At 74.4% G+C, this 21183-nt stretch carries 16 protein-coding genes and 1 pseudogene; 8 read left to right on the plus strand and 9 right to left on the minus strand.

The genetic code is table 11. The features are described from left to right. Positions 1-105 precede the first annotated feature (105 nt). On the minus strand, positions 106-1224 hold the full coding sequence (locus tag AB0O21_RS29465) for a DUF3533 domain-containing protein (protein ID WP_365175892.1): 1119 nt from the start codon (positions 1222-1224) through the stop codon (positions 106-108). Between the two features lie 200 nt (positions 1225-1424). Between AB0O21_RS29465 and dnaE the strand changes: the two genes are divergently transcribed. The 4 genes from dnaE (at position 1425) to AB0O21_RS29485 (ending at position 9615) form a co-directional block, all read left to right on the plus strand. Then, on the plus strand, positions 1425-5195 hold the full coding sequence (gene dnaE, locus AB0O21_RS29470) for a DNA polymerase III subunit alpha (protein ID WP_365175893.1): 3771 nt from the start codon (positions 1425-1427) through the stop codon (positions 5193-5195). 60 nt (positions 5196-5255) lie between these two features. Further along, on the plus strand, positions 5256-7289 hold the full coding sequence (locus AB0O21_RS29475; RefSeq protein ID WP_365175894.1) for a HEAT repeat domain-containing protein: 2034 nt from the start codon (positions 5256-5258) through the stop codon (positions 7287-7289). Positions 7290-7588: 299 nt separating this feature from the next. Further along, entirely contained in the window at positions 7589-8575 is a 987-nt protein-coding gene (locus AB0O21_RS29480) for a hypothetical protein (protein ID WP_365175895.1), read from the plus strand. Between the two features lie 179 nt (positions 8576-8754). Further along, positions 8755-9615: an alpha/beta fold hydrolase gene (locus AB0O21_RS29485; RefSeq protein ID WP_365175896.1), complete on the plus strand. Its 861-nt coding sequence runs from the start codon at positions 8755-8757 to the stop codon at positions 9613-9615. A 4-nt stretch (positions 9616-9619) separates the two neighbouring features. Here the strand turns inward: AB0O21_RS29485 and AB0O21_RS29490 are convergent, their stop codons facing one another. From AB0O21_RS29490 to AB0O21_RS29500, 3 genes are all read right to left on the minus strand, one after another. After that, positions 9620-10642 (minus strand): lytic polysaccharide monooxygenase, encoded by a 1023-nt coding sequence (locus AB0O21_RS29490; protein WP_365175897.1) that lies wholly within the window; start codon positions 10640-10642, stop codon positions 9620-9622. Between the two features lie 241 nt (positions 10643-10883). Then, complete coding sequence (locus AB0O21_RS29495; protein ID WP_365175898.1) at positions 10884-11369, minus strand: DUF402 domain-containing protein; 486 nt, start codon at positions 11367-11369, stop codon at positions 10884-10886. Further along, positions 11366-12304 carry a GNAT family N-acetyltransferase gene (locus AB0O21_RS29500; protein ID WP_365175899.1) on the minus strand — a complete coding sequence of 313 codons (939 nt, stop codon included), beginning with the start codon at positions 12302-12304 and terminating at the stop codon, positions 11366-11368. The genes AB0O21_RS29495 and AB0O21_RS29500 overlap by 4 nt, the downstream gene beginning before the upstream one ends. 71 nt (positions 12305-12375) lie before the next feature. Between AB0O21_RS29500 and AB0O21_RS29505 the strand changes: the two genes are divergently transcribed. Beyond that, a complete protein-coding gene (locus tag AB0O21_RS29505; protein ID WP_365175900.1) occupies positions 12376-12762 on the plus strand; it encodes a GntR family transcriptional regulator in 387 nt (128 codons plus the stop codon). A gap of 169 nt (positions 12763-12931) precedes the next feature. Here AB0O21_RS29505 and AB0O21_RS29510 read toward each other — a convergent pair. Next, a pseudogene (locus AB0O21_RS29510) lies at positions 12932-14025 on the minus strand (DUF5925 domain-containing protein). A gap of 219 nt (positions 14026-14244) precedes the next feature. Here AB0O21_RS29510 and AB0O21_RS29515 point away from each other — a divergent pair. Further along, positions 14245-15048, plus strand: coding sequence for an SGNH/GDSL hydrolase family protein (locus AB0O21_RS29515; protein ID WP_365175955.1), 804 nt, complete (start codon positions 14245-14247; stop codon positions 15046-15048). A gap of 8 nt (positions 15049-15056) precedes the next feature. On the opposite strand, the gene AB0O21_RS29520 is transcribed toward AB0O21_RS29515, so the two are convergent. Further along, the gene (locus tag AB0O21_RS29520; protein WP_365175901.1) at positions 15057-16721 is read right to left on the minus strand and encodes a serine/threonine-protein kinase; all 1665 of its coding nucleotides are present in this window, start codon (positions 16719-16721) and stop codon (positions 15057-15059) included. A 261-nt stretch (positions 16722-16982) separates the two neighbouring features. Between AB0O21_RS29520 and AB0O21_RS29525 the strand changes: the two genes are divergently transcribed. Continuing rightward, complete coding sequence (locus AB0O21_RS29525) at positions 16983-17252, plus strand: hypothetical protein (protein WP_076046471.1); 270 nt, start codon at positions 16983-16985, stop codon at positions 17250-17252. A 95-nt stretch (positions 17253-17347) separates the two neighbouring features. On the opposite strand, the gene AB0O21_RS29530 is transcribed toward AB0O21_RS29525, so the two are convergent. From AB0O21_RS29530 to AB0O21_RS29540, 3 genes are read right to left on the minus strand one after another with little or no spacing between them, the layout of a single operon-like run. Next, a complete protein-coding gene (locus tag AB0O21_RS29530) occupies positions 17348-18559 on the minus strand; it encodes a CaiB/BaiF CoA-transferase family protein (protein ID WP_365175902.1) in 1212 nt (403 codons plus the stop codon). A 51-nt stretch (positions 18560-18610) separates the two neighbouring features. Then, entirely contained in the window at positions 18611-19411 is an 801-nt protein-coding gene (locus AB0O21_RS29535; RefSeq protein WP_365175903.1) for an ABC transporter permease, read from the minus strand. Continuing rightward, complete coding sequence (locus AB0O21_RS29540) at positions 19408-20370, minus strand: ATP-binding cassette domain-containing protein (protein ID WP_365175904.1); 963 nt, start codon at positions 20368-20370, stop codon at positions 19408-19410. Before AB0O21_RS29540 ends, AB0O21_RS29535 begins: the two co-directional genes overlap by 4 nt. Before the next feature lie 74 nt (positions 20371-20444). On the opposite strand from AB0O21_RS29540, the gene AB0O21_RS29545 reads away from it, so the two are divergent. Next, complete coding sequence (locus AB0O21_RS29545; RefSeq protein WP_365175905.1) at positions 20445-21173, plus strand: TetR/AcrR family transcriptional regulator; 729 nt, start codon at positions 20445-20447, stop codon at positions 21171-21173. Positions 21174-21183 lie beyond the last annotated feature (10 nt).

A 21183-nucleotide genomic window follows, 5' to 3' on the forward strand; every position in this document is an offset into this window, starting at 1 on the left:
CCGGGCTGGTCTCAACCCGGCTAGTGCTGATCTTGTAAGACCTGCCACCTGCTAGGTGCCAGGCAAAGTGAGCTAGGAATCCCCTCCCTTCAGGGAGGGGAGGCTTCAACGGGCGTCCGTTCCCTCGCCGGCGAAGCGGGGGACGGAGGGCGCGTCATCGGGGAGCCCGCTGCCCACCGCGGCTCCCGGCCGGCCCTTGCGGAAGACCGCGCAGGCCAGGGTGACGGCCGAGCCGAGCACCGCCCAGCCGGCCAGCACCAGCATCGGGCCGCCCGCGCCGTTGCCCTGGAAGTACGAGATGGAGCGCGCGGCGTACGTACCGGCCCCCGGCGGCAGGGCCGGGCCGATGGCGCTCCAGAACGGCGGCAGCAGCGGGTACGGGTAGGCGCCGCCCGCGCTCGGGTTGCCGAGCACCACGACCAGCAGGATCGCGAGGCCGATGCCGACCACGCCCGCCAGCCCTTGGAAGGCGAGGGTGATCGCGCCGACCGCGAAGACGACCAGGGTGCCCAGTCCCCACAGGGGCATGATGCCGCCGGGCAGCGCGTCCAGGACCGGGCCCGCGATGACCGTGCCGAGCAGTCCGGCGGCGATGGAGTACAGGAGCAGCGCGCCGAGCCGGATGACGGCGCGGGCGGAGTTCGCGGGCCGGGCGCCGGCGCTGATCGCGAGGATCGCGGCGCACAGGTAGCCGCCCACGCACCAGCCGATGACCAGGTAGAAGGAGCTCAGGCCGCGGGCGTCGCCCTTGTCGGCCGGGGCCACGTCGGTGACCTTGAGGGAGCGCCCCTGGGCCTTCTCGACGAGGCCCACGACCTCCGTCAGGGCCTGGGAGAGCGAGGCGCCGGCGCCGGAGGCGACCAGCAGCTCGTCGGTGGTGCCGGCCGGGTTGACGATCAGCGCGCCGTCCACGTCCCGGTTCTGGATCTGCTCGGTCGCGGCCGCCTTGTCCGCGGCCGCACGGGCGTCCAGCGGCTTGCCGGGCAGGGCGTCGAGCTGCTGCACGGTCCGGTCGGTGAGCTGCTCGACCGGGGCGGCCACGGCGATCGGGATCTCGCTGGGTTCGGGGTGGTGGAAGGCCCCGATGTACGAGGTGATGAAGGCGAGCTGGAGGGCCAGCACTCCCAGGACCAGCAGGGCTGCCCGGGTGGTGACGGCGTCCTTGATCTCGGCGAGGAAGCCGCCGGACGGGCCTGCGTCGCTGTTCTCGGTGCGCTGGGTCATGCCCCCACGCTCTGTGTGGCGGGGGTGGGTCGCAGCAGGGGTGGGCCGAACGGATGACCTCCGCTTGGAGAGTCGAACAAGTGTTTCGCACGGATATTCGAATTGCTCTATGGTGGAGACGGGGGAGGTGTTCAAACGATCGAAGCTGGAGGCCGCGGGTGCCTGGTTTTACGCATCTGCACACCGTTTCGGGGTTCTCCATGCGTTACGGAGGCTCGCACCCGGAACGGCTGGCGGCACGTGCCGCCGAGCGGGGCATGGACGCCCTCGCCCTGACGGACCGCGACACCCTGGCGGGTGCGGTGCGGTTCGCGAAGGCGTGCGCGAAGGAGGGGATCCGGCCGCTGTTCGGCGCGGACCTGGCCGTGTCGCCTGCGGCGGGCTCGGCAGGTCTGGGTGGGGGCGGTACGGGTGGCTTCCGCCGTGCGGGCTCGCCTGCGGCGGGCTCGGGCGGGCCCGGTGCTGCGGGGCCGGCCGGGTCGGGGGGCTCGGCCGGCTTCCGGCCGGGCGGGTCGGGCTTCGGCTCGGGCTCGGGCGGGTCCGGTGCGGCCGGCTTCGGTGAGGCCTCGTACCGGCGGCGGACCCCCGTCAAGGGCGGGGCCTTCGTCGACGAGTCCGCCGCGCGGGCCGTCTTCCTCGCCCGGGACGGGGCCGCCGGGTGGGCCGAGCTGTGCCGGATGATCACCGCCGCCCACGCGGGGCCCTTCGGGGGCGCGGGCGGAGACGGCGCCGCGGGCGCGGCCGGTCCGGGCGGCGGCCTGGCCGGGTCCGGGGGTGCCGGTGGCCCGGGCCGGTCACCGCTCGCGCTCGGGGCCGACGGCTCCGGGTGGGCCGGGGGCGGGCCTTTCGTACGGGACGCGGGCCGGCAGCCCGTGGTGCCCTGGGAGGCGCTCCGCGGGGAGGGGCTCTTCGTGCTGCTCGGGCCCGGGTCCGACGTGGGGCGGGCCCTTGCGGCCGGGCGGCCCGACCGGGCCGCGCGGCTGCTCGCGCCCTGGCGGGAGGTGTTCGGGGACGCGGTCCGCCTGGAGGCCGTCCACCACGGCCGCACCGGCACCGGCTCCGGCTCGCTGCGGCTGGCCGCCCGTACGGTCGGCTTCGCCGCCGAGCACGGCGTCCCGGCCGTGCTGACCAACGCCGTCCGCTACGCCGACCCCGGCCAGGGACCGGTCGCAGACGTCCTCGACGCGGCCCGCCGGCTGGTCCCCATCGACCCCCGCGGGCCCCTCGACACCGGCGAGCGCTGGCTCAAGGACCCCGCCGCCATGGCCGAGGCCGCCGACCGGATCGCCCAGGCCGCCGGGCAGCGCCCCGCCGACGCCCGGCGGCTCCTCGCTGAGACCCGGCGCACCGCGGACGCCTGCTTCGTGGACCCCGAGGACGACCTCGGCATCGGCTCCGTGCACTTCCCCGAGGCCCGGCTCGTCGGCGCCGCCCACCGCACCGCCCAGCGGGTCCTCGCCTCCCGCGCCTCGGCCGGCATGGTGCTGCGCGGCTACGCCGACGACCCCGCGTACTGGGAGCGGATGCACCACGAGCTCGACATCATCGCCCACCACGGCTACGCCTCGTACTTCCTGACGGTCGCCCAGGTCGTGGACGACGTACGGGAGATGGGCATCCGCGTGGCCGCCCGCGGCTCCGGCGCCGGCTCCCTCGTCAACCACCTCCTCGGCATCGCGCACGCGGACCCCGTCGAGAACGGCCTGCTGATGGAGCGGTTCCTGTCCAAGCGCCGCCGCGTCCTGCCCGACATCGACATCGACGTGGAGTCCGCCCGCCGGCTGGAGGTCTACCGGCGGATCATCGGACGGTTCGGCGCCGAGCGCGTCGCCACCGTCTCCATGCCCGAGACCTACCGGGTCCGGCACGCCATCCGCGACGTCGGCGCCGCCCTGTCCATGGACCCGGCCGCCGTCGACCGGCTCGCCAAGGCCTTCCCGCACATCCGGGCCCGCGACGCCCGCGCCGCACTGGAAGAACTCCCCGAACTGCGCGACGTACGCGGGGAGTCGTACGGGCGGCTGTGGGAGCTCGTCGAAGCGCTGGACGCGCTGCCGCGCGGGATCGCCATGCACCCGTGCGGGGTGCTGCTCTCCGACGCCTCCCTGCTCGCCCGCACGCCCGTCGTCCCCACCAGCGGCGAGGGCTTCCCCATGTCCCAGTTCGACAAGGACGACGTGGAGGCGCTCGGGCTGCTCAAGCTCGACGTGCTGGGCGTGCGGATGCAGTCCGCGATGGCGCACGCGGTCGCCGAGATCCGGCGCGGCACGGGGCGGGAACTCGACCTGGACGACCCGGCGCAGGTCCCGCCGGGGGACCGGGCCACGTACGAACTGATCCGCTCGGCCGAGACGCTGGGCTGCTTCCAGATCGAATCCCCGGGCCAGCGGGACCTGGTCGGGCGGCTCCAGCCGTCGACCTTCCACGACCTGGTCGTCGACATCTCCCTCTTCCGGCCCGGGCCGGTGGCCGCCGACATGGTGCGGCCGTTCATCGAGGCCCGGCACGGGCGGGCGCCGGTGCGCTTCCCGCACGAGGACCTCACGGACGCACTGCGCGAGACGTACGGGGTGGTGGTCTTCCACGAGCAGATCATCGAGATCGTGCACGTCATGACCGGCTGCGGGCGGGGCGAGGCCGACCGCGTGCGGCGCGGGCTGTCCGACCCCGATTCGCAGGGGCGGATCAAGGCCTGGTTCGCGGCGACGGCGCGGGAGCGCGGCTACCCGGCGGAGGTGATCGCCCGGACCTGGGAGATCGTGGAGGCCTTCGGCTCGTACGGCTTCTGCAAGGCGCACGCGGTGGCCTTCGCCGTGCCCACGTACCAGTCGGCGTGGCTCAAGGCGCACCACCCGGCGGCCTTCTACGCCGGGCTGCTCACGCACGACCCGGGCATGTACCCGAAGCGGCTGCTGCTGGCGGACGCGCGGCGGCGGGGCGTGCCGGTGCTGCCGCTGGACGTGAACCGGTCCGCGGTCGCCCATCGCATCGAACTGGTGTCCGATGGGTCGTCCCGCGAGGTGTGGGGGCTGCGCCTCGGCCTGTCCGACGTCCACGGCATCAGCGGCGCCGAGGCGGGCCGGATCGAGTCCGGGCAGCCGTACGCCTCCCTGCGCGACTTCTGGGAGCGGGCGCATCCTGGACGTCCGATCGCCGAACGGCTCGCGCAGGTCGGTGCGTTGGACGCGTTCGGCGCCAACCGCCGTGACCTGCTGCTGCACTTGACGGAACTGCACGGCGCGCAGCGGGCCGCCAGGGTGCGCGGCGGGGGCCGTGGCGGAGCCCAACTCCCGCTGGAGGGCGGCCGGTCCACGGCCTCCGTCGGGCTGCCGGACCTCTCCGACGCGGAACGGCTCAGCGCCGAGCTGGGCGTCCTCGGCATGGACGCCTCGAGGCACCTGATGGCGGACCACCACGCCTTCCTGGCCGAACTGGGAGCGATCCCGGCGCGGCGGCTGCGGGACACCCGGCACGGGCAGACCGTCCTGGTCGCGGGCGCCAAGGCGGCCACCCAGACCCCGCCGATCCGGTCCGGGAAGCGGGTCATCTTCACGACCCTGGACGACGGCACGGGCCTGGTCGACCTGGCCTTCTTCGACGACAGCCACGAGCGCTGCGCGCACACCGTCTTCCACTCCTTCCTGCTGCTGGTGCGGGGCGTCGTGCAGCGGCGCGGCCCGCAGAGCCTGAGCGTGGTCGGGTCGGCGGCGTGGAACCTGGCCGAACTGGTCGAACTGCGGGCCGCGGGCGGCCTGGACGCGGTGGCGGCCCGCCTGGCCGCCGCTGCCTCCGGCGGGGACGGCGACGGGGACGGCGGCGGTGGCGGTGCGGCGGACGAGCAGGGCTCCGGCCGCCGGATCCGCATGTCCACGGGGTACGAGATGAACGCCTGGGCCGACCTCCAGCCGCCGGGCGAGGGCCCCGCGACCGGCCGCAAGCTGTGGCACTCCAGCCCCGGTTCAGCGGGCTGAGCCGTAACCGGAGGGAGGTGGAAGGAATTTCGGGCGACAGGACGGCCGCCGTCGCCGACGATGGCGGCCGGTGACGAGCGGGACGACGTACGGGTGAACGGGATGACGATGACGGGGATGTCGCTGGAAGCGCTGGACGCCGTGGTGTGGGACGGACTCGAGACGTGCGACCCGTCCCTGCCGGTCGAGGACGTGCCACGGGCGCTGCGCCGGCTCGCCCGCGCGGGCGCGAGGGCGACGGAGGGCGACTGCGACCCGCTGTACTCCCTCGTCGCGCGGGACGGGCGCGAGACCCCGTCCGCGATGGCGGTCGCCCTGCCGTTCGTCGTCGCGCTCGCCGCCGACCCCGGCATGGGCGCGCGGGTCACCCTGGTCGAGCTGCTCGTGGCCCTGGACGCGCCGGGCCGGGTGGGGGAGGACTGGGACCGGGCGCGGTCCCTGCTCGCGGATCCGGATCCGGCGGTGCGGCGGGCGGCGATTCCGCTCGCGCGCGGCGTCGACCGGCTGCTGGGCCGGTGGCGGGTGGAGACCGACCTGACGGTGCGGTTGCCGGTGCTGCTCGCGCTCGGTGAAGCCGCGGCCGATCCGGCGGCGGACCGGGACGCCGTCGAGGCGGTGCGGGCCGTGCTGGCGGACGTGCTGGGCGGGGACGATCCGGTGATGTGGGTCGGCGCCGTCCACGCCTCCCGGGACAGTGAACTGGCGATCCGTCACCTCGACCGGCTGGTCGAGGTGTTCTCGGACCTCGCGGTGCGGCCGCGGTTCGCGGAAATGTGGTTCGTTCCGACCGTCGACGGCCCCTGTGAGCGCGAGGACGTGCTTTGGTGGATCGAGCGGGGGTTCGAGAGCGACCCGGAGGTGCGGCTGTCCTTCGTCACCCGGCTGATCGAGGCGGCGAGGTGGGCCGGGGACGCCCTGCTGTGCCGGGAGGCGATGGACCTGGCGTGGCGGATGCTCCTCGAACGACGCTCCGTGGCAGCCGTGTTGCTGCCGCTTGCGGGCGGGCTGCTGGACGATCCGGACGGGGCCGTCCGGCTCCGGGCGGCGAACATGCTCGCGGCGCTGGGCCCCGCGGCGGCCCCGTACGCCGACCGGCTCGCGGAGCTGCTCGACGACGACGGAGCCGACGCGTACCTGGACGGAACGGTCCGCGAGATCGCCCGGTGGGCGCTGGCCCGGATCGGCGACCCGCGTGCGCTCCCGGGCCTGGTCGAGCAGCTCCGGGCGCAAGAGGAGGAGCAGGGCCGCGGCTACGGCAATGCCGACCCGAGGCGGCCGGACGTCACGGACGTGCTGATCCCGCTGCGGGCGCACACGGACGTCCTGCTGCCCGCGCTGCGGGAGGCGATCCGGCAGGGCGGGGCCCGGGGCGGCGCCACCCGGGCGTTCATCGCGGTGCTGGAGGCATGGGGGGAGGCTGCGTTGCCGGCCCTGCCGGACCTCCTGCCCCTGCTCGCCGACACCTGGACCTCCATGCACGTGGTCGGTGTGCTGCGCACGCTGGGCCCGGCCGCCCGCGCGGCCGGGCCGGCCCTGCGCACCTGTGAGGTGCTGGATTACCCGGGGAACCATTGGGCGGTGACCTGGACCGCCATGTGCATCAGCGGGGACCGTGCGGCGGAGCTCCGGCTCGTCGGCGACGCGGTCCTGGCCGCGGAGGAACGTGGGTTCGGGCCGTCCGTCGGCGGGCTGGCCCAGTTCGGCCGCGACGCCGCGCCGTACGCCGAGCGGGCCCGGTCCGCCATGGAGAACGGCACGGGGTGGCCGCGGCTCGAAGCGGCGATCACGCTCTGGTCGATCACGGGCCGGGTGGAGCCGACCATGCGGGTCCTGGAGGAGTTCGTGTTGCCGGTCGCCGCCGGTGGTGACGGCTTCAGGTTCTTCCACGAGGCGCTCCGGACCCTGATCCGCATCGGCGCGATCAGCCCGGCGATCCGGGCCGCACTGCAGGCGGTGCGGGAGTCGGACCACCGCCTGTCCGGCCTCAGCGGCTACCAGGGGATCCTCCAGGACGAGGAACTGCGCGCGCTGATCGAGCAGGCCCTCGCCTGCGCCGTGGCCGCGCCCGGACGGGACCCGGGGAGCACGGGATGACCTCCGGTCGGGGTACGGGCGGGCGGGGCGGGTCCGGCACGGCCGCAGCCGCGGGAGCCGGCGCCGGCGACGGCCTGCGCGGGCCGGGCTCCGGACCTGCCCTCCTCGGCCCTGCGGCACCGGGCTCGCGCGGGGCGGGGGCCGGGACTGGGCTTACCGGCCCGGATGCGCCGGGCCCGCGCGGGGCGGCTTCGGGGGCCGGGGTTGCCGGTCCGGGCACGGCCGGGGGTTTCCCGGCTTCCCCGCGGGCGGCGGCAGGGCGGGCGGCGGCAGGGCGGGCGGCGGCGGGGCGGGCCGTGATGTGCCTGCGGCTGTATCCCGTCGGCGGGGGGCCGCTCGGGGCCGAGGCGTACGCCGGGGTGCTCGCGCTGCTCGGCGGACTGACCCCGGCCGTGCAGGCGCTGGCGCCCGACGCCGCCCTCGCCGATGTCCGGGGCGCGCTGCGGTACTTCGGCTGTGACGCCGTGCAGCTGGCCGCCGTGATCCGGGTGCGGGCCCTCGCCCTGTACGGGGTGGACGCCGCCGTCGGCGTGGCCGGCAACCCCATGCTGGCCCGGGCGGCGGCCCGCGAGGCCCGCCCCGGGGGAACCCTGCTGATCCCCGACGAGCCCGCCGCGGTACGGGAGTTCCTCGCCGGCAAACCCGTCGGCACCCTCGACGGGGTCGGCGCCAAGGCCGCCCGCACGCTGTGCTCCTACGGTCTCGACTCCGTCGGCCGGGTCGCCGCCGCACCGCCCGCGGCACTGCGGCGGATCCTCGGGGCCCGGCTCGGCCGGGAGGTGCACGAACGCGCCCTGGGCATCGACCGCACCCCCGTCCGGCCGGGATCCGCCGCCCGGACCATCGCCGCCGAGCGCGCCTTCGACCTGGACGAACTGGATCCGGCACGGCACCGGCGGGCGCTGCTCTCGCTGACCGAGGAACTCGGCGCGCGGCTTCGTACACAGGAACAGGGCCGGGGCCAGGTCTGCCGCACCCTCTCGCTCACCGTGCGCTGCGCCGACCGCACCACCCTCACGCGGACCCGCACGCTCGGCGAACCCACCGCGCACACCCCCACCCTGACCGCCACGGCCTACGCCCTGTACGAGGGCCTCGGCCTCCAGCGGGCCAGGGTCCGCGCGCTGTCCCTGCGGGCCGAGGACCTGGGCCCGGCCGAAGGGGCCGCGCGGCAGCTCAGCCTCGACCCCGACGACGAGAAGGCCCGCAGGCTGGAGGCCGTCACGGACCGGGTCCGCGCGCGCTTCGGGCCGCACGTCATCGCGCGGGGCACGCTCGCGGCGTGACGGGACGCCCGCCGGAGGCCGGCCGTGCGCCGCTCGACACGCGATTTTTTACCGACGCGTAACTTCCAAGTTTTGCTACTCGCCCGTAATTTGACGGCAGCAGCGCCCCCTTGTGATCCGGATCACGGGACGAACCCCCACGCCCATCCCCTTGAGTCGAACCGCAAGGAGATCACACGATGCTGCCCTGGAGACGACTGCTCCGCCAGCTGGCCGTCCTCGCCCTCACTGCCGCCGCGCTCGTCGCCCCCACCGGCGCCGCGCAGGCCTCGACGGCCCCCACCAGCGGCTGGAACGACTGGTCCTGCAAGCCGTCCGCCGCGCACCCGCGCCCCGTCGTGCTCGTGCACGGCACCTTCGGCAACTCCTGGGACAACTGGCTCGGCCTCGCGCCGTACCTCGTGCACCGCGGCTACTGCGTCTACTCCCTCGACTACGGCCAACTGCCGGGCGTGCCCCTCTTCAACGGACTCGGGCCGATCGACAAGTCCGCCGAGCAGCTCGACGTCTTCGTCGACAAGGTGCTCGCCGCCACCGGCGCGGCGAAGACCGACATCATCGGGCACTCGCAGGGCGGCATGATGCCGCGCTACTACCTGAAGTTCCTCGGCGGAGCCGAGAAGGTCAACGCCCTGGTGGGGCTCGCCCCCGACAACCACGGCACCGACCTGCTCGGCTTCACCAAGCTCCTCCCGTACTTCCCCGGCGCCGAGAACCTGGTCAGCACCGCCACGCCGGGCCTCGCCGACCAGATCGCCGGATCCGCCTTCCAGCAGAAGCTGAACGCGGGCGGGGACACCGTCCCCGGCGTGAAGTACACGGTGATCGCGACCAAGTACGACGAGGTGGTGACCCCGTACCGGAGCGCCTTCCTCGACGGCCCGAACGTCCGCAACGTCGTGCTCCAGGACCTGTGCTTCCTGGACCTCTCGGAGCACGTCGCCATCGGACTCACCGACCGGATCGCCTGGCACGAGGCGCTCAACGCCCTCGACCCGGCACACGCCGAACGGACCACCTGCGCCTCGGTCTTCGACTGAGCGACTAGCGTCCGTGGCGGCCCGTCGTCGACGTACGGCGGCGGGCCAGTCCGAACAGCACGGCCGCGCCCACGGCGAGGACGCCGGCCCCGGCGATCGCGATCGTCGGGGTGGCGCTGTTGCCGCCGGTCTCCGCGAGGTTGTTCGTGCCGCGCGTCGGGGCCGGGGTGGTGGCGGTGGGAAGCGTGCTCGCCTTCCCGTTCGTCTTCGGGTCGTTGTCGCCGTGGCCGTTGTGCTCCACCGTGGACTTGTCCGCCCCGGCGGCGATCTGCTGGTCGGTCGGCGCCGACGGGGCGGAACTCGCCTCGGCCTTCGCGGTCGGCTTGGTGCTGGGCTTCGCACTGGGCGTGCTGCCGTTGCCGGCGTTGCCGGCGTTACCGCCGTCGTCCTTGCCGAAGACCACGTCCGAGCAGGTGTAGAAGGCCTCCGGGCTGTCGGAGCGCTGCCAGATGCTGTAGATCAGGTGGCGGCCGGACTTGTTCGGGACGGTGCCCGAGAACACGTAGTCGCCGTTCTGCATGCCGGGGTCCGTGGCCTTCGCGAACGGCGCCGGCTCCAGGTCGGACCACTTCAGCGGCTTCGAGGGGTCGTAGCCGTCCTTCGTCACGTACAGCTCGAAGGAGCCCTTGTGCGGGGCGGTCCCCTTGTAGCGGAAGGTGTGCGCGCCCGCCGTCATCGGGCTCGCCGGCCAGTCGGCCCGCGCCAGGTCCAGGCCCTGGTACTTGTCGTTGCCGGCCGAGCACAGCTGGCCGTTCGGGATCAACGCCCGGTGGTTCCCGGCCGCGTTGGCGATGTTCACCGCGTTCCAGTCGTAGAACGCCTGCGCCCCGCTCGCCGCGACGGCCGCCTTGCACGCCGCGGACTTCGGGGACTCCGGCCCCTCCGCGTAGCACGCCGCCACCCGGCTGACCGGGTCCGTCATCGAGCCGTGCGCGGCCGCGGGAGCGGCGGCGTACGCGGCCACCGCGAGCGGGGCCAGGGCGACGCCGGCGATACGGGTCACGGTACGGCGACTGGGTGCGGGCATGGCTGGGTCTCCTTAGGGCACAAGGCAGGGTGCGCCAGGGACAAGGGCCCGGGCTGAGCGGCGTCGCCCCCCGGCGACGCCGCTTCCGGCCCTCCCTGGCCCAGCCAAACTAACGGCCCGCACACCGCGTTCCGCCGCCTTCGGGCCCCTGGAGGGGATCCTTAGGGTCCGCTTAAGGAAGCACTAAGCGGGGCCACAGAAAGGGCCCCCTCGGGCCTCCCCGCGCGGCTTCCGGGCGCCGCTAGGAGAGGAGCCCGGGCAGGCCGGCCGGGGTGCGGGCCTGCTCGTCCAGGGTGTCGAGGGCGCGGACGGCCTCGGCCGCCGCCTCCGGGTCGGTGGCGGCCAGGCCGCTCTCGGCGAACTCGTCCTCGTCCAGGCGCAGTACGGAGGCTCCGTCCGCGGAGACCCACAGGTCGAGGTCCAGGTCCTCCACCGTGATCTCCCCGTCGCGCACCACGGCCGGGCGCGTGACGTCGCAGTACCAGCCCTTGAGGACGCCGTCGCCCGTCCACACCTCCTTGACCGCGTACCAGCGGGTGCGCCAGAAGTGCTCGACGAACACGTCGCCCGGCTCGAAGCGCACGAACCCGAAGTCCCGTACGCCCTCGGCCGCCCAGGGTGCGCGCACCGAGACCCGGTCGCCGTCGTCGGCCACCCGCGCCGCCGGGTAGCGGATCTTCTCCCGTCCGCCCTTGACCAGGACCACGGTCAGCTCCTGCACGCTCACTCTGACTCCAGCTTCTTCACGTGGCGCGTCTCGGTCGCGCAGATCTCGTATCCGAACCACCTGTTGACGGCGAGCATTGGGCCGTTGCCGGTGTCGTTGCCGGTGACGGCCTCCGTGAACCCCGCCGCGCGGGCCCGGTGCAAGGAAACGAGCTTGGCGAGCTTGGCCAGCCCGCGGCCGCGGAAGGCCCGCCGGGTGCCGGTCATCATCGTGCCGTAGCGGGTGGCGCCGTCGGTCCGGGCGGCGGTGAAGGTGGCCACCTCGCCGTCGACGAGGACGACGGTGGTCAGCTCCTTGTCGAGGCAGGGGTAGTGCCAGGTGTGCGCGAGCCAGTCCTCGTAGTCGTCGAACTCGGCGCTCACGTCGCCCGGCTCGTCGGAGGTCGTCTCCGCGTCGGCGAGGAACAGCGGACGCGGGTCCGCGGCGAAGGCGGAGGCCGGGCGGATCTCGACTCCGGCCGGGAGGGCCTCGGGGAGCGGCGGCAGGGCGGCCGCCGCCAGGTCCAGGCGCAGGAAGTGCGCGGAGCGGCTCGGGCGGTAGCCGCGCCGCTCGGCGAAGCCGCGGTGTGCGGGCTCGTCGAGCACCCAGGCGTACGTCTCCACCGCCCCCTGGGCGGCGAGGTGCTCCTCGGCCGCGCGCAGCAGCCGGCCGCCGGCGCCGAGGCCGCGGTGGGCGGGGTCGACGTAGGCGTTGACGGACGACCGGCCGGGCTCGGGGCTGTCGTGGGCGATGCCGACCTGGGCGGTGCCGACGATGCCTGCGGCGGTTTCGGCGACCAGGATCCGGTAGTGCTGGGCGGGGTGGGCGGAGGAGAGCTCGTGGGCCACGCTGTCGACGGTGGAGATCATGAAGGGCATCGCGCGGTGGCGTACCCGTACGACGGACTCCGCGTCGGAACGGTCGTCGGGGCGGAGGTCGCGGATCAGGACGGTCATACGGCCGACGCTACGTGCGGGCCGGGTGCGGACGCCCCCCAATTAACCGGCGATGGGGGACAATCACCCGCGTGACCTCGACGAACCTGAAGATCACCATCGACGTACGGACCGGCTCGGCCGCCCCGTACGAACAGCTGCGCACGCAGATCGCCGACCGGGCCCGGTCCGGGAAGCTCCCGGCCGGCTTCAAACTGCCGACCGTGCGGGGGCTGGCGGAGGAGCTGGGGCTGGCCGCGAACACCGTCGCGAAGGCGTACCGGGTGCTGGAGGCGGACGGGGTGATCGAGACGCGGGGGCGGAACGGGACGTTCGTCGCGGCGGCGGGCGAGGGAGCCTCCCGCGAAGCGGCGTCCGCCGCGCAGGCCTATGCGGAGCGGGCGCACCGGCTGGGCCTGACCGAGGCCGAAGCCGTCGCGGCCGCCGCGGAAGCCCTCCGGGCCAGGTACGCCCAGTAGTTCGCGGGTGCGGCACCGTTGCCGCCGCCAGGTGCGGCTGGATCGCCCGCAGGCGCGCACTTGCAAGCCGACGCGAGCGAAACTCAGCCCCTCCGGCGTTTGAGGAGCGGGGTACGGGGCGGAGCCCCGGATCCTTGAGCCGCGCCACCGATCGCCCGCCCGCCGGAAGCTAGAGGTACAGCCCCGCCTCCGAGTGGGCCTGCGGCGGCAGCATGGCCGGGCCGCCCGTTCCGCGCCGCAGGGCGAAGAGTTCCGCCAGGCTCGCCCCCTCGCGGGACACGCCCTCGTCCGTGCCCAGCCAGTCCACGGCCTCGCGGTGCGTCAGCCGGCCGACCTCGATGCGGGCCAGGCAGCGGCCCGGGCGGACCACCGCGGGGTGGAGGCGTTCGAGGTCCTCGTTGGTCGTGACGCCGACCAGGACGTTGCGGCCCTGCCCCAGCAGCCCGTCCGTCAGGTTGAGAAGGCGGGACAGGGCCTGGCCCGCCGTGTGCCGGGCCTCGCCGCGGATCAGCTCGTCGCAGTCCTCCAGCAGCAGCAGCCGCCAACGGCCCTTCGCCGTGCCCTCGTCCTCGCCGATCGCGATGTCCATCAGGTAGCCGACGTCGTTGAACAGCCGCTCCGGGTCCAGGACGCAGTCCACCTGGCACCAGTCCCGCCATGACCGGGCGAGGGTGCGCAGTGCGGAGGTCTTGCCCGTCCCCGGCGGCCCGTGGAGCAGCAGCAGCCGGCCCGCGATGTCGTCCGGGTCACCTTCATCAGCCGGTCCATCGCCCCCGCCACCGGCGCCGTGTAGTTCGGGCGCACCTCCGCCCAGGTCCCGGCGGCGATCTGGCGGGTCGTCCGGTACGGGCCGCGGCGCGGGGAGACGTACCAGAAGCCCATCGTGACGTTGTCCGGCTGCGGTTCGGGCTCGTCCTGCGCGCCCTCCGTGGCCTCGCCCAGCACGCTCTGCGCGAGCTCGTCGCTGACCGCCGTCACCGTGACGTCCGCGCCCCGGCTCCAGCGGGAGACGAGCATGGTCCAGCCCTCGCCCTCCGCGAGGGTGGCGCTGCGGTCGCTGTCGCGCGCCGAGCGCAGGACGGTGGCGCCGGGCGGCAGCAGGGTCGCCTCCGCCTTCACCCGTTCGATCGACAGGCTGTGCGAGTACGGCTGTTCGCCGGTCGCGAACCGGCCGAGGAACAACGCGTCCACGACATCCGACGGCGAATCGCTGTCGTCGACATTGAGCCGGATCGGCAGCGCGTCATGCGGGTTGGCTGGCATGGCGCCCATGATCCGGCACACCGTGCCCTCATGCACCCGTGTTTCGCCGGTTCGGGTGCCCAAGTTCCCTCTTCAAACGCATCGGAGGTGAAGATTCGGCCCGCAACTCTGCTCCGAAAATTCTTGGCATGAACACTTCCAGCAGACCTCGGCTCCTTGTACCACGGACTCAGCAGTAACTCCGGAGTAACCCCCACAAGGAGCCGCATCTCCATGAGCATGAGAATGACGCGTTTCGCCGCCTTGACGTCCTCGCTGTTACTCGCGGCGGGCGCCGCCCTGTTCGGCGCGGGCCAGGCGGCCGCCGCCCAGGCCGACTTCGGCTACGTCGCCCTCGGCGACTCGTACTCCTCCGGTGTCGGCGCCGGCAACTACGACAGCGCCAGCGGCAACTGCAAGCGCACCACCCGCGCCTACCCGGCCCTCTGGGCCGCCTCCCACGCCCCGCAGACCTTCTCCTTCGCCGCTTGCTCGGGCGCTCGTACGGGTGACGTCCTGTCCGGCCAGCTCGCCCCCCTCAACTCCGGCACCGACCTGGTCAGCATCACCATCGGCGGCAACGACGCCGGATTCTCGGACGTCATGACGACCTGTGTGCTCCAGTCCGAGGCCACCTGCGTCGCCCGCGTCAACCAGGCCAAGGCGTACGTGGACTCCACCCTCCCCGGCCAGCTCGACCAGGTGTACAGCGCCATCTCCGGACGGGCGCCCGCCGCGCACGTCGTCGTCCTCGGCTACCCCCGCTTCTACAAGCTGAACGGCACCTGCACCACGGGCCTGACCGAGGGCGAACGCTCCGCCATCAACGGCGCGGCCGACCACCTCAACGCCGCCATCGCCAAGCGCGCCGCCGACCACGGCTTCACCTTCGCCTCGGTCGCCGGAGCCTTCACGGGCCACGAGATCTGCTCGGGCAGCGCATGGCTCCACAGCGTCAACTGGCTCAACATAGGCGAGTCCTACCACCCGACCGCCGCCGGACAGTCCAGCGGCTACCTGCCCGTCTTCACGAACGCCGCCTGACCGGCCGCTCAGGGGCTCGGCGTCGGACCCGGTGACACCGGCGACGGGCTCGCACCGGGGGAGGAGGCCCCGCTCGTCGGGGTCTCCTCCTTCTCGCACGTCACGGAGATGTCCACCCACTGCGTGGCCACCTCCGCAGGGCCCCGCACCTCCAGCCGCACCGCGTCGTCCCGGTCCGCGCCCGGTACGTGCGTGAGCTCGGTGTGCTCCAGCCGCCGGTTCCGCGGCCCGCCCTCCTCGTACATGACGGACTGCCAGCCGGGACCGGAGCTCTTCCCGCTCCGCGTGGCCCACCGGTACTCCAGCGTCACCGGGGTGCGCTCCACCTCGACCGTGGCGGTGAAGGCGGGCGCCCGCTCCGCGGGCGGCGGGCAGGGGCCGGTGTAGGAGGAGCGCACGGTGTCCACGTACGCGACCACGTGCTGGCCCGCCGCCCCCGACGGCGATGCCGACCCGGACGCCGGGCCCGAAGCGGACGGCCCCGCCGAGGGCTTCCCCGTGGCGGTCGGCGCGGTGGTCGCCGGGCCCGTCGGGCCCGCGCCCCCGCTGCCGCCGCCCGAGTCCTCGCGATCCTTCAGCACCAGCCACCCCAGCAGGGCGATCGCCGCGAGCAGCAGCACGATTCCGGCGGCCAGCACGGCCCCCGCGGCCGTGCTGCGCGGCGCCGGTTCGGGTTCGGGGCGGGGCAGCGGCGCGGTGGGGGGCTGCTGCGGAGCGTGGGGGTGCCGGTGCTGCTGGTCGTGGTCGTGCGCGTGGTGCGCGACGGCCGTCGGCGAGTCCGGCCCCGACACCGGCCCGCCCGAGGCCCGTACGGTCCCGCCCGCGCCCACCACCCGCAGCATCCGGGCGGCCTCCGCCGCGGGCAGCCTGACGGCCGGGTCCTTGCGCAGCAGCCCCTCCAGTACGGGCTCCAGCGGCCCCGCCCGGCGCGGGGCCGGCAACTCCCCGTCCACCACGGCCCGCAGGGTGTCCAGCGGGGTCTCGCCCCGGAACGGGGACACGCCCTCGACGGCCGCGTACAGCATGACCCCGAGCGACCACAGGTCCGACTCCGGGCCGGGCTCCTGCCCGAGGGCCCGTTCCGGGGCCAGGAACTCGGGGGAGCCGACCACCTCGCCCGTCATCGTGATCGCCGAGGAGCCCTCCAGGCTGGCGATCCCGAAGTCGCTCAGCACCACCCGGCCGTCATTGGCGATCAGCACGTTGCCCGGTTTGACGTCCCGGTGCAGCACTCCGGCCTCGTGCGCGGACCGCAGCGCGGCCAGCACCTGCTCCCCGATGTGCGCGGCGCGCTGCGGGGGCATCGGCCCCTCGGCCTCCAGTACGTCGGCCAGCGAGAGGCCCCGCACCAGCTCCATCACGATCCAGGGCCGGCCGTCCTCGGAGGCCACGTCGTAGACGGTGACGACCCCGCGGTGCGCGACGCGGGCCGCCGCCCAGGCCTCGCGCTCCAGGCGCCGGTACATCCGCCCGAGTTCGGCGGCCTCCATCCAGGCCGGCGCGCGTACCTCCTTGACGGCGACGTCCCGGGCCAGTACCTCGTCCCGGGCGCGCCACACGACGCCCATCCCGCCCCGGCCGATGGGTTCCAGCAGCCGGTACCGCCCGGAGATGACACGATCGGAGTGCGATTCCCCACCCACGTCAGCCGGTTCACCCACGTTCCCACTCACGCGAGCCTCCCAAGTGTCATCAGGCGATCACTCCAAGTTAGCGCAGAGCGTGCGAAGTGGCCCCTGTTGTGACGTGACTCGCGGCTGGGCGCCCCCAACCCGGCCAGCCAGTGCGGAGAGTGACGGTCGACTCCGCTGAGTAATCGTCAACTCCCCGTCGCCACAGGGGTAATTCACACCACCGGGATACCCGAGGGCGTTGCGGGGGCGATAGGGTTAACCTGCCCGGGCCGGGTGCCCTCGTACGGGTGGGGAGAGATCATGGAACAGATAGCAATGCGCAGCAGGCCGCCACGCGTGCCTGCCATCACCTGCGGCAGCAGCGCGACCAGCTCGCGCCTCGACCGTCACCTCGCCGTGCTGGGCGGACCCGCCGTCCCGCACCGGGAGACCGCCGAGGCGACCCTGCTGATGCGCGAGCTCACGTCCCGCGACCACACGCACCGCCTGCGGAGCCGGAGCGCGCGCGTCTCGCTCTTCGCGCCGCTGCGCCGCCTGCGTCGCACGCTCTTCGGCAGCCGCCGCTCGTAACCGTCCCCACCCGCACCGCGGCCGTCCGCCGTCCAGGCCTCGGCTTCCCGGCCCTACGCGGGCACGCTCCACCCGGGCGTGCCCGACGCGAGCACCTACGCGACCACGCCGTCCCGGCGCAGTTCCGAGATCTGCGCGTCCGCCATCCCCAGGGCGCGCAGCAGGGGGCCGGTGTGTTCGCCCAGCGCGGGCACCGCACCCATGTGCGGTGCCGCGCCGCCCGGCAGCCCGATCGGCGGCAACAGGGCCCGCAGCGGACCGGCCGGTGACCCCACCTCCCGCCAGCGGTCCCGGGCGGCCAGCTGCGGATGCCGGGCGAGCTGCGCCACCGAGTTCAGCCGCGCGCAGGCGATGCCCGCCGCCTCCAGCCGTCCGATCGCCTCGTCCGCGCCCAGCCGGCCCAGCGCCTCGGCCACCACCGCGTCGGTCTTCTCCCGGTTCCCGGTCCGCGCCGCGTTCGTCGCGTACGCCGGGTCCTCGGCCAACTCGGGCCGCTCCAGCACCTGCCCGGCCAGCCGCCGCCACTCGCGGTCGTTCTGCACGGACAGCAGCACCCGGTCCCCGTCGGCCGTCGCATAGGCGTCGTAGGGCGCGATCACCGCGTGCGCGAGCCCGGTCCGTACGGGCTGCTCCCCGCCGTGCATCGTGTGGTGCAGCGGGTGCCCCATCCACTCGGCGAGCGCGTCCAGCATGGACACCTCCACCCGGCCGCCGCGCCCGGTGACCCCGCGGCGCAGCAGGGCGGCGAGCACCCCCGAGAAGGCGTACATGGCCGCCGCGATGTCGGCCGCCGGGATGCCCGCCTTGACGGGCTGCTCCGGGGTGCCGGTCACCGAGACCAGTCCCGCCTCGCACTGGACGAGCATGTCGTAGGCGCGCTTGTGGGCGTACGGTCCCTCCGCGCCGTAGCCGGAGACGTCCACGGCGACCAGCCGCGGGTAACGCGCGCACAGTGCGGCGGAGTCGATCCCGAGCCGGGCGGCGGCCCCCTGCGCGAGGTTCTGCACGAACACGTCCGCGCCGGCGAGCAGCCCGTGCAGGATCTCCAGGCCGCGCGGGTCCTTCAGGTCGAGCGCGAGGGACTCCTTGCCGCGGTTCGCCCACACGAAGTGCGAGGCGAGGCCCCGCGCGGTGGTGTCGTAGGCACGCGCGAAGTCGCCGCCGTCGGGGCGCTCGACCTTGATCACCCGTGCGCCGAGGTCGGCGAGCTGGCGGGTGGCGAAGGGGGCCGAGACGGCCTGTTCGACGGCGACGACGGTGACGCCGTCCAGCGGGAGGGGTTCGGGTGCGGCGCTTTCGGAGTCCATGGCACCGATGCCTATCCCGTACGACCCCGCCCTGTCACCCCCCGGGGGCGGTCAGCCCGCCGTACCCCGGGCGAACCTCCGGGTCGCGAGCGGCGCGAACACCGCGAGCAGCAGCGCCGACCAGGCCAGCGCCCCCGCCACCGGGTGCGCGGCCGGCCAGGCGGCGCCCGCCGCGGCATCGGTTGCTGCGCCTCCGGCGTTTCCGCACAGTTCGCGTACGGCGGTGGCGACGGCGCTGATCGGGTTCCACTCGGCGACCGTGCGCAGCCAGCCCGGCAGCCCGGCTGTCGGCAGGTACGCGCTCGACAGCATGGGCAGGACGAAGGTGGCACCGCCGAGCTGGCCCGCGGCCTCCTCGCTCTTGCTGAGCAGGCCGAGGTAGGTGCCGACCCAGGCGGAGGCGAAACGGAACAGCAGGAGCACGCCCAGGGCCCCCAGCGCGCCCGGCAGGCCGTTCTCGACCCGCCAGCCCATCGCCAGCCCCACCAGCATCAGCGGCACCATCGAGGCCGCCGTGGTGAGGAGGTCGGCGGCGGTCTGCCCGAGCGGGACGGCGGCGCGGCTCATCGGCAGGGTCCGGAAGCGGTCCATCACCCCGCGGTGGGCGTCCTGCGCCGCCGTGAACAAGCCGGTCATCAGGCCGTTCGCGGCGGTGGCGGCGAGCAGCCCGGGGACCAGGAACTCGCGGTACTCGGCGCCCGGCATGGCCAGCGCGCTGCCGAAGACGTAGCCGAAGAACAGCAGCATCGTGATCGGCATGGTCTGCGTGAGGATCAGCAGCGCGGGGGCGTGCCGGGCCTTCTGCAGCTGGCGGGTCAGGACGGCGCCGCCGTCGGACAGCAGGGTGCTCATGCGGCGTTCTCCTTCAGGGTCGAGGCGGTGCCGGTGAGGCGCAGGAACACCTCGTCGAGGGTGGGCGGGCGCAGGCTCGCGTCGGTGACGGGGACCGCGGCGGTGTCGAGCTCGCGGATGATCCGCGGCAGGGTCAGCCCGGAGTCGAGGACGGTCACCCCGACGGTGAGGCGCTCCTCGTCCAGGACGGGCCGGCCTCCGGTGACCCGGTCGAGCACGGCGGCCGCGCCCGCGAGGGCCCGCGGTTCCGCGACGGTCACCTCGGCGTGGGAGCCGATCCGGACCTTGAGCTCGGCGGGGGTGCCGTGCGCGACGGCGCGGCCGCGGTCGACGACCACGACGTCGTCGGCGAGCCGGTCGGCCTCCTCCAGGTACTGGGTGGTGAGCAGCACGGTGGTGCCCTGCCCGGCGAGTTCTCGTACGGCGGTCCAGATCCCCTCGCGGGCGGCCGGGTCCAGGCCGGTGGTGGGCTCGTCGAGGAACAGCACGCGGGGGCGGGTGATCAGGCCGGCGGCCAGGTCGAGGCGCCTGCGCATGCCGCCGGACCAGGTGGAGGCCACCCGGTCCGCGGCCTCGTCGAGCCCGAAGCGCTCCAGCAGCCCGTCGGCGCGGGTCCGGCCGGCGGCGCCGCGCAGTCCGGCGAGGCGGGCGAAGAGCCGCAGGTTCTCGCGGCCGGTCAGGTCCCCGTCGACGGAGGCGTACTGCCCGGTCACCCCGATGGCGCGGCGGACGGCGGCGGGCTCGCGGGCCACGTCGTGACCGGCGACGAGGGCGCGGCCGCCGGTGGGTGCGGTGAGGGTGGTCAGGATCCGCACGGCGGTGGTCTTGCCCGCGGCGTTGGGGCCGAGCAGACCGCAGACCGCGCCCCCGGGCACGGCGAGGTCGAGGCCGCGCAGGGCATGGACCTTCCCGTAGCTCTTCTCCAGACCCTCACTAAGTACAGCGTACGTAGTAGTCATGTGCGGCACCCTACCCCACTACGTACGGCGTACGTAACTAAGATGGTGGGCGAGACGACGAGGTGATCCGAGAGATGACAGCCGGCGGCCGACCCGCTGAACCCGAAGTGATCTGGTCCCGCCCGCAGCGGGCCGGACGCGGCCCCCGGCCCGCGCACAGCCGCGAGTCGATCGCGGCCGAAGCGGTGCGCATCGCCGACGCGGAGGGGATCGAGGCCGTCTCCATGCGGCGCGTCGCCGCCGGGATCGGCGCCGGGACGATGTCCCTGTACAACTACGTGCCGCGCAAGGACGACCTGTACGAGCTGATGGTCGACGCGGTCAGCGGCGAGTACGCGTTCACGGAGCCGACCGGCGACTGGCGGGCCGACCTGCTCGCGCTGGCCCGCCAGACGCGGGCCCTGATGCACCGCCACCCCTGGCTGCCGCGGCTGCTCAGCCCCGTCCACGGCTTCAGCCCGAACGCGCTGGCGTACCTGGAGCACAGCCTGGGCTGCCTGGCTCCGCTGGACGCGCCGGACGGCGAGAAGCTGGAGCTCGTCGCCGCGGTCAACGGCATGGTCTCCGCGTACGTGGCGAGCGAGCTGGCGCTGGCCGAACGGGCCCGCTCGCTGCCCTGGAGCGAGGCCGCGGAGGCGGGCGTACGGGCCGCCTGGCTCGGCTCCCGGCTGGCCACCGGGCAGTACCCGCGGCTGGCGGCGGCCCTCACGGGCGGCCCCGCACCGGTGCCGGACGCGGGGCTGGACATGGCCGCCGTCTTCGACCGGTCGGTGTCGCGGCTGCTGGGGGCGTGGGGTGCGTAACCCCCGCACC

This window comes from Streptomyces sp. NPDC091371, assembly GCF_040684275.1.
Taxonomy (GTDB): Bacteria; Actinomycetota; Actinomycetes; order Streptomycetales; family Streptomycetaceae; genus Streptomyces.

What these genes read in the sequence shown, in the direction of transcription:
- AB0O21_RS29490 (WP_365175897.1), bottom strand. Translation starts at nt 10,642, where the DNA reads ATGCCCGCACCCAGTCGCCGTACCGTGACCCGTATCGCCGGCGTCGCC.
- AB0O21_RS29485 (WP_365175896.1), top strand. Translation starts at nt 8,755, where the DNA reads ATGCTGCCCTGGAGACGACTGCTCCGCCAGCTGGCCGTCCTCGCCCTC.
- AB0O21_RS29525 (WP_076046471.1), top strand. Translation starts at nt 16,983, where the DNA reads ATGGAACAGATAGCAATGCGCAGCAGGCCGCCACGCGTGCCTGCCATC.
- AB0O21_RS29465 (WP_365175892.1), bottom strand. Translation starts at nt 1,224, where the DNA reads ATGACCCAGCGCACCGAGAACAGCGACGCAGGCCCGTCCGGCGGCTTC.
- dnaE (WP_365175893.1), top strand. Translation starts at nt 1,425, where the DNA reads ATGCGTTACGGAGGCTCGCACCCGGAACGGCTGGCGGCACGTGCCGCC.
- AB0O21_RS29500 (WP_365175899.1), bottom strand. Translation starts at nt 12,304, where the DNA reads ATGACCGTCCTGATCCGCGACCTCCGCCCCGACGACCGTTCCGACGCG.
- AB0O21_RS29515 (WP_365175955.1), top strand. Translation starts at nt 14,245, where the DNA reads ATGAGAATGACGCGTTTCGCCGCCTTGACGTCCTCGCTGTTACTCGCG.
- AB0O21_RS29480 (WP_365175895.1), top strand. Translation starts at nt 7,589, where the DNA reads ATGTGCCTGCGGCTGTATCCCGTCGGCGGGGGGCCGCTCGGGGCCGAG.
- AB0O21_RS29545 (WP_365175905.1), top strand. Translation starts at nt 20,445, where the DNA reads ATGACAGCCGGCGGCCGACCCGCTGAACCCGAAGTGATCTGGTCCCGC.
- AB0O21_RS29530 (WP_365175902.1), bottom strand. Translation starts at nt 18,559, where the DNA reads ATGGACTCCGAAAGCGCCGCACCCGAACCCCTCCCGCTGGACGGCGTC.
- AB0O21_RS29540 (WP_365175904.1), bottom strand. Translation starts at nt 20,370, where the DNA reads ATGACTACTACGTACGCTGTACTTAGTGAGGGTCTGGAGAAGAGCTAC.
- AB0O21_RS29475 (WP_365175894.1), top strand. Translation starts at nt 5,256, where the DNA reads ATGGCGGCCGGTGACGAGCGGGACGACGTACGGGTGAACGGGATGACG.
- AB0O21_RS29535 (WP_365175903.1), bottom strand. Translation starts at nt 19,411, where the DNA reads ATGAGCACCCTGCTGTCCGACGGCGGCGCCGTCCTGACCCGCCAGCTG.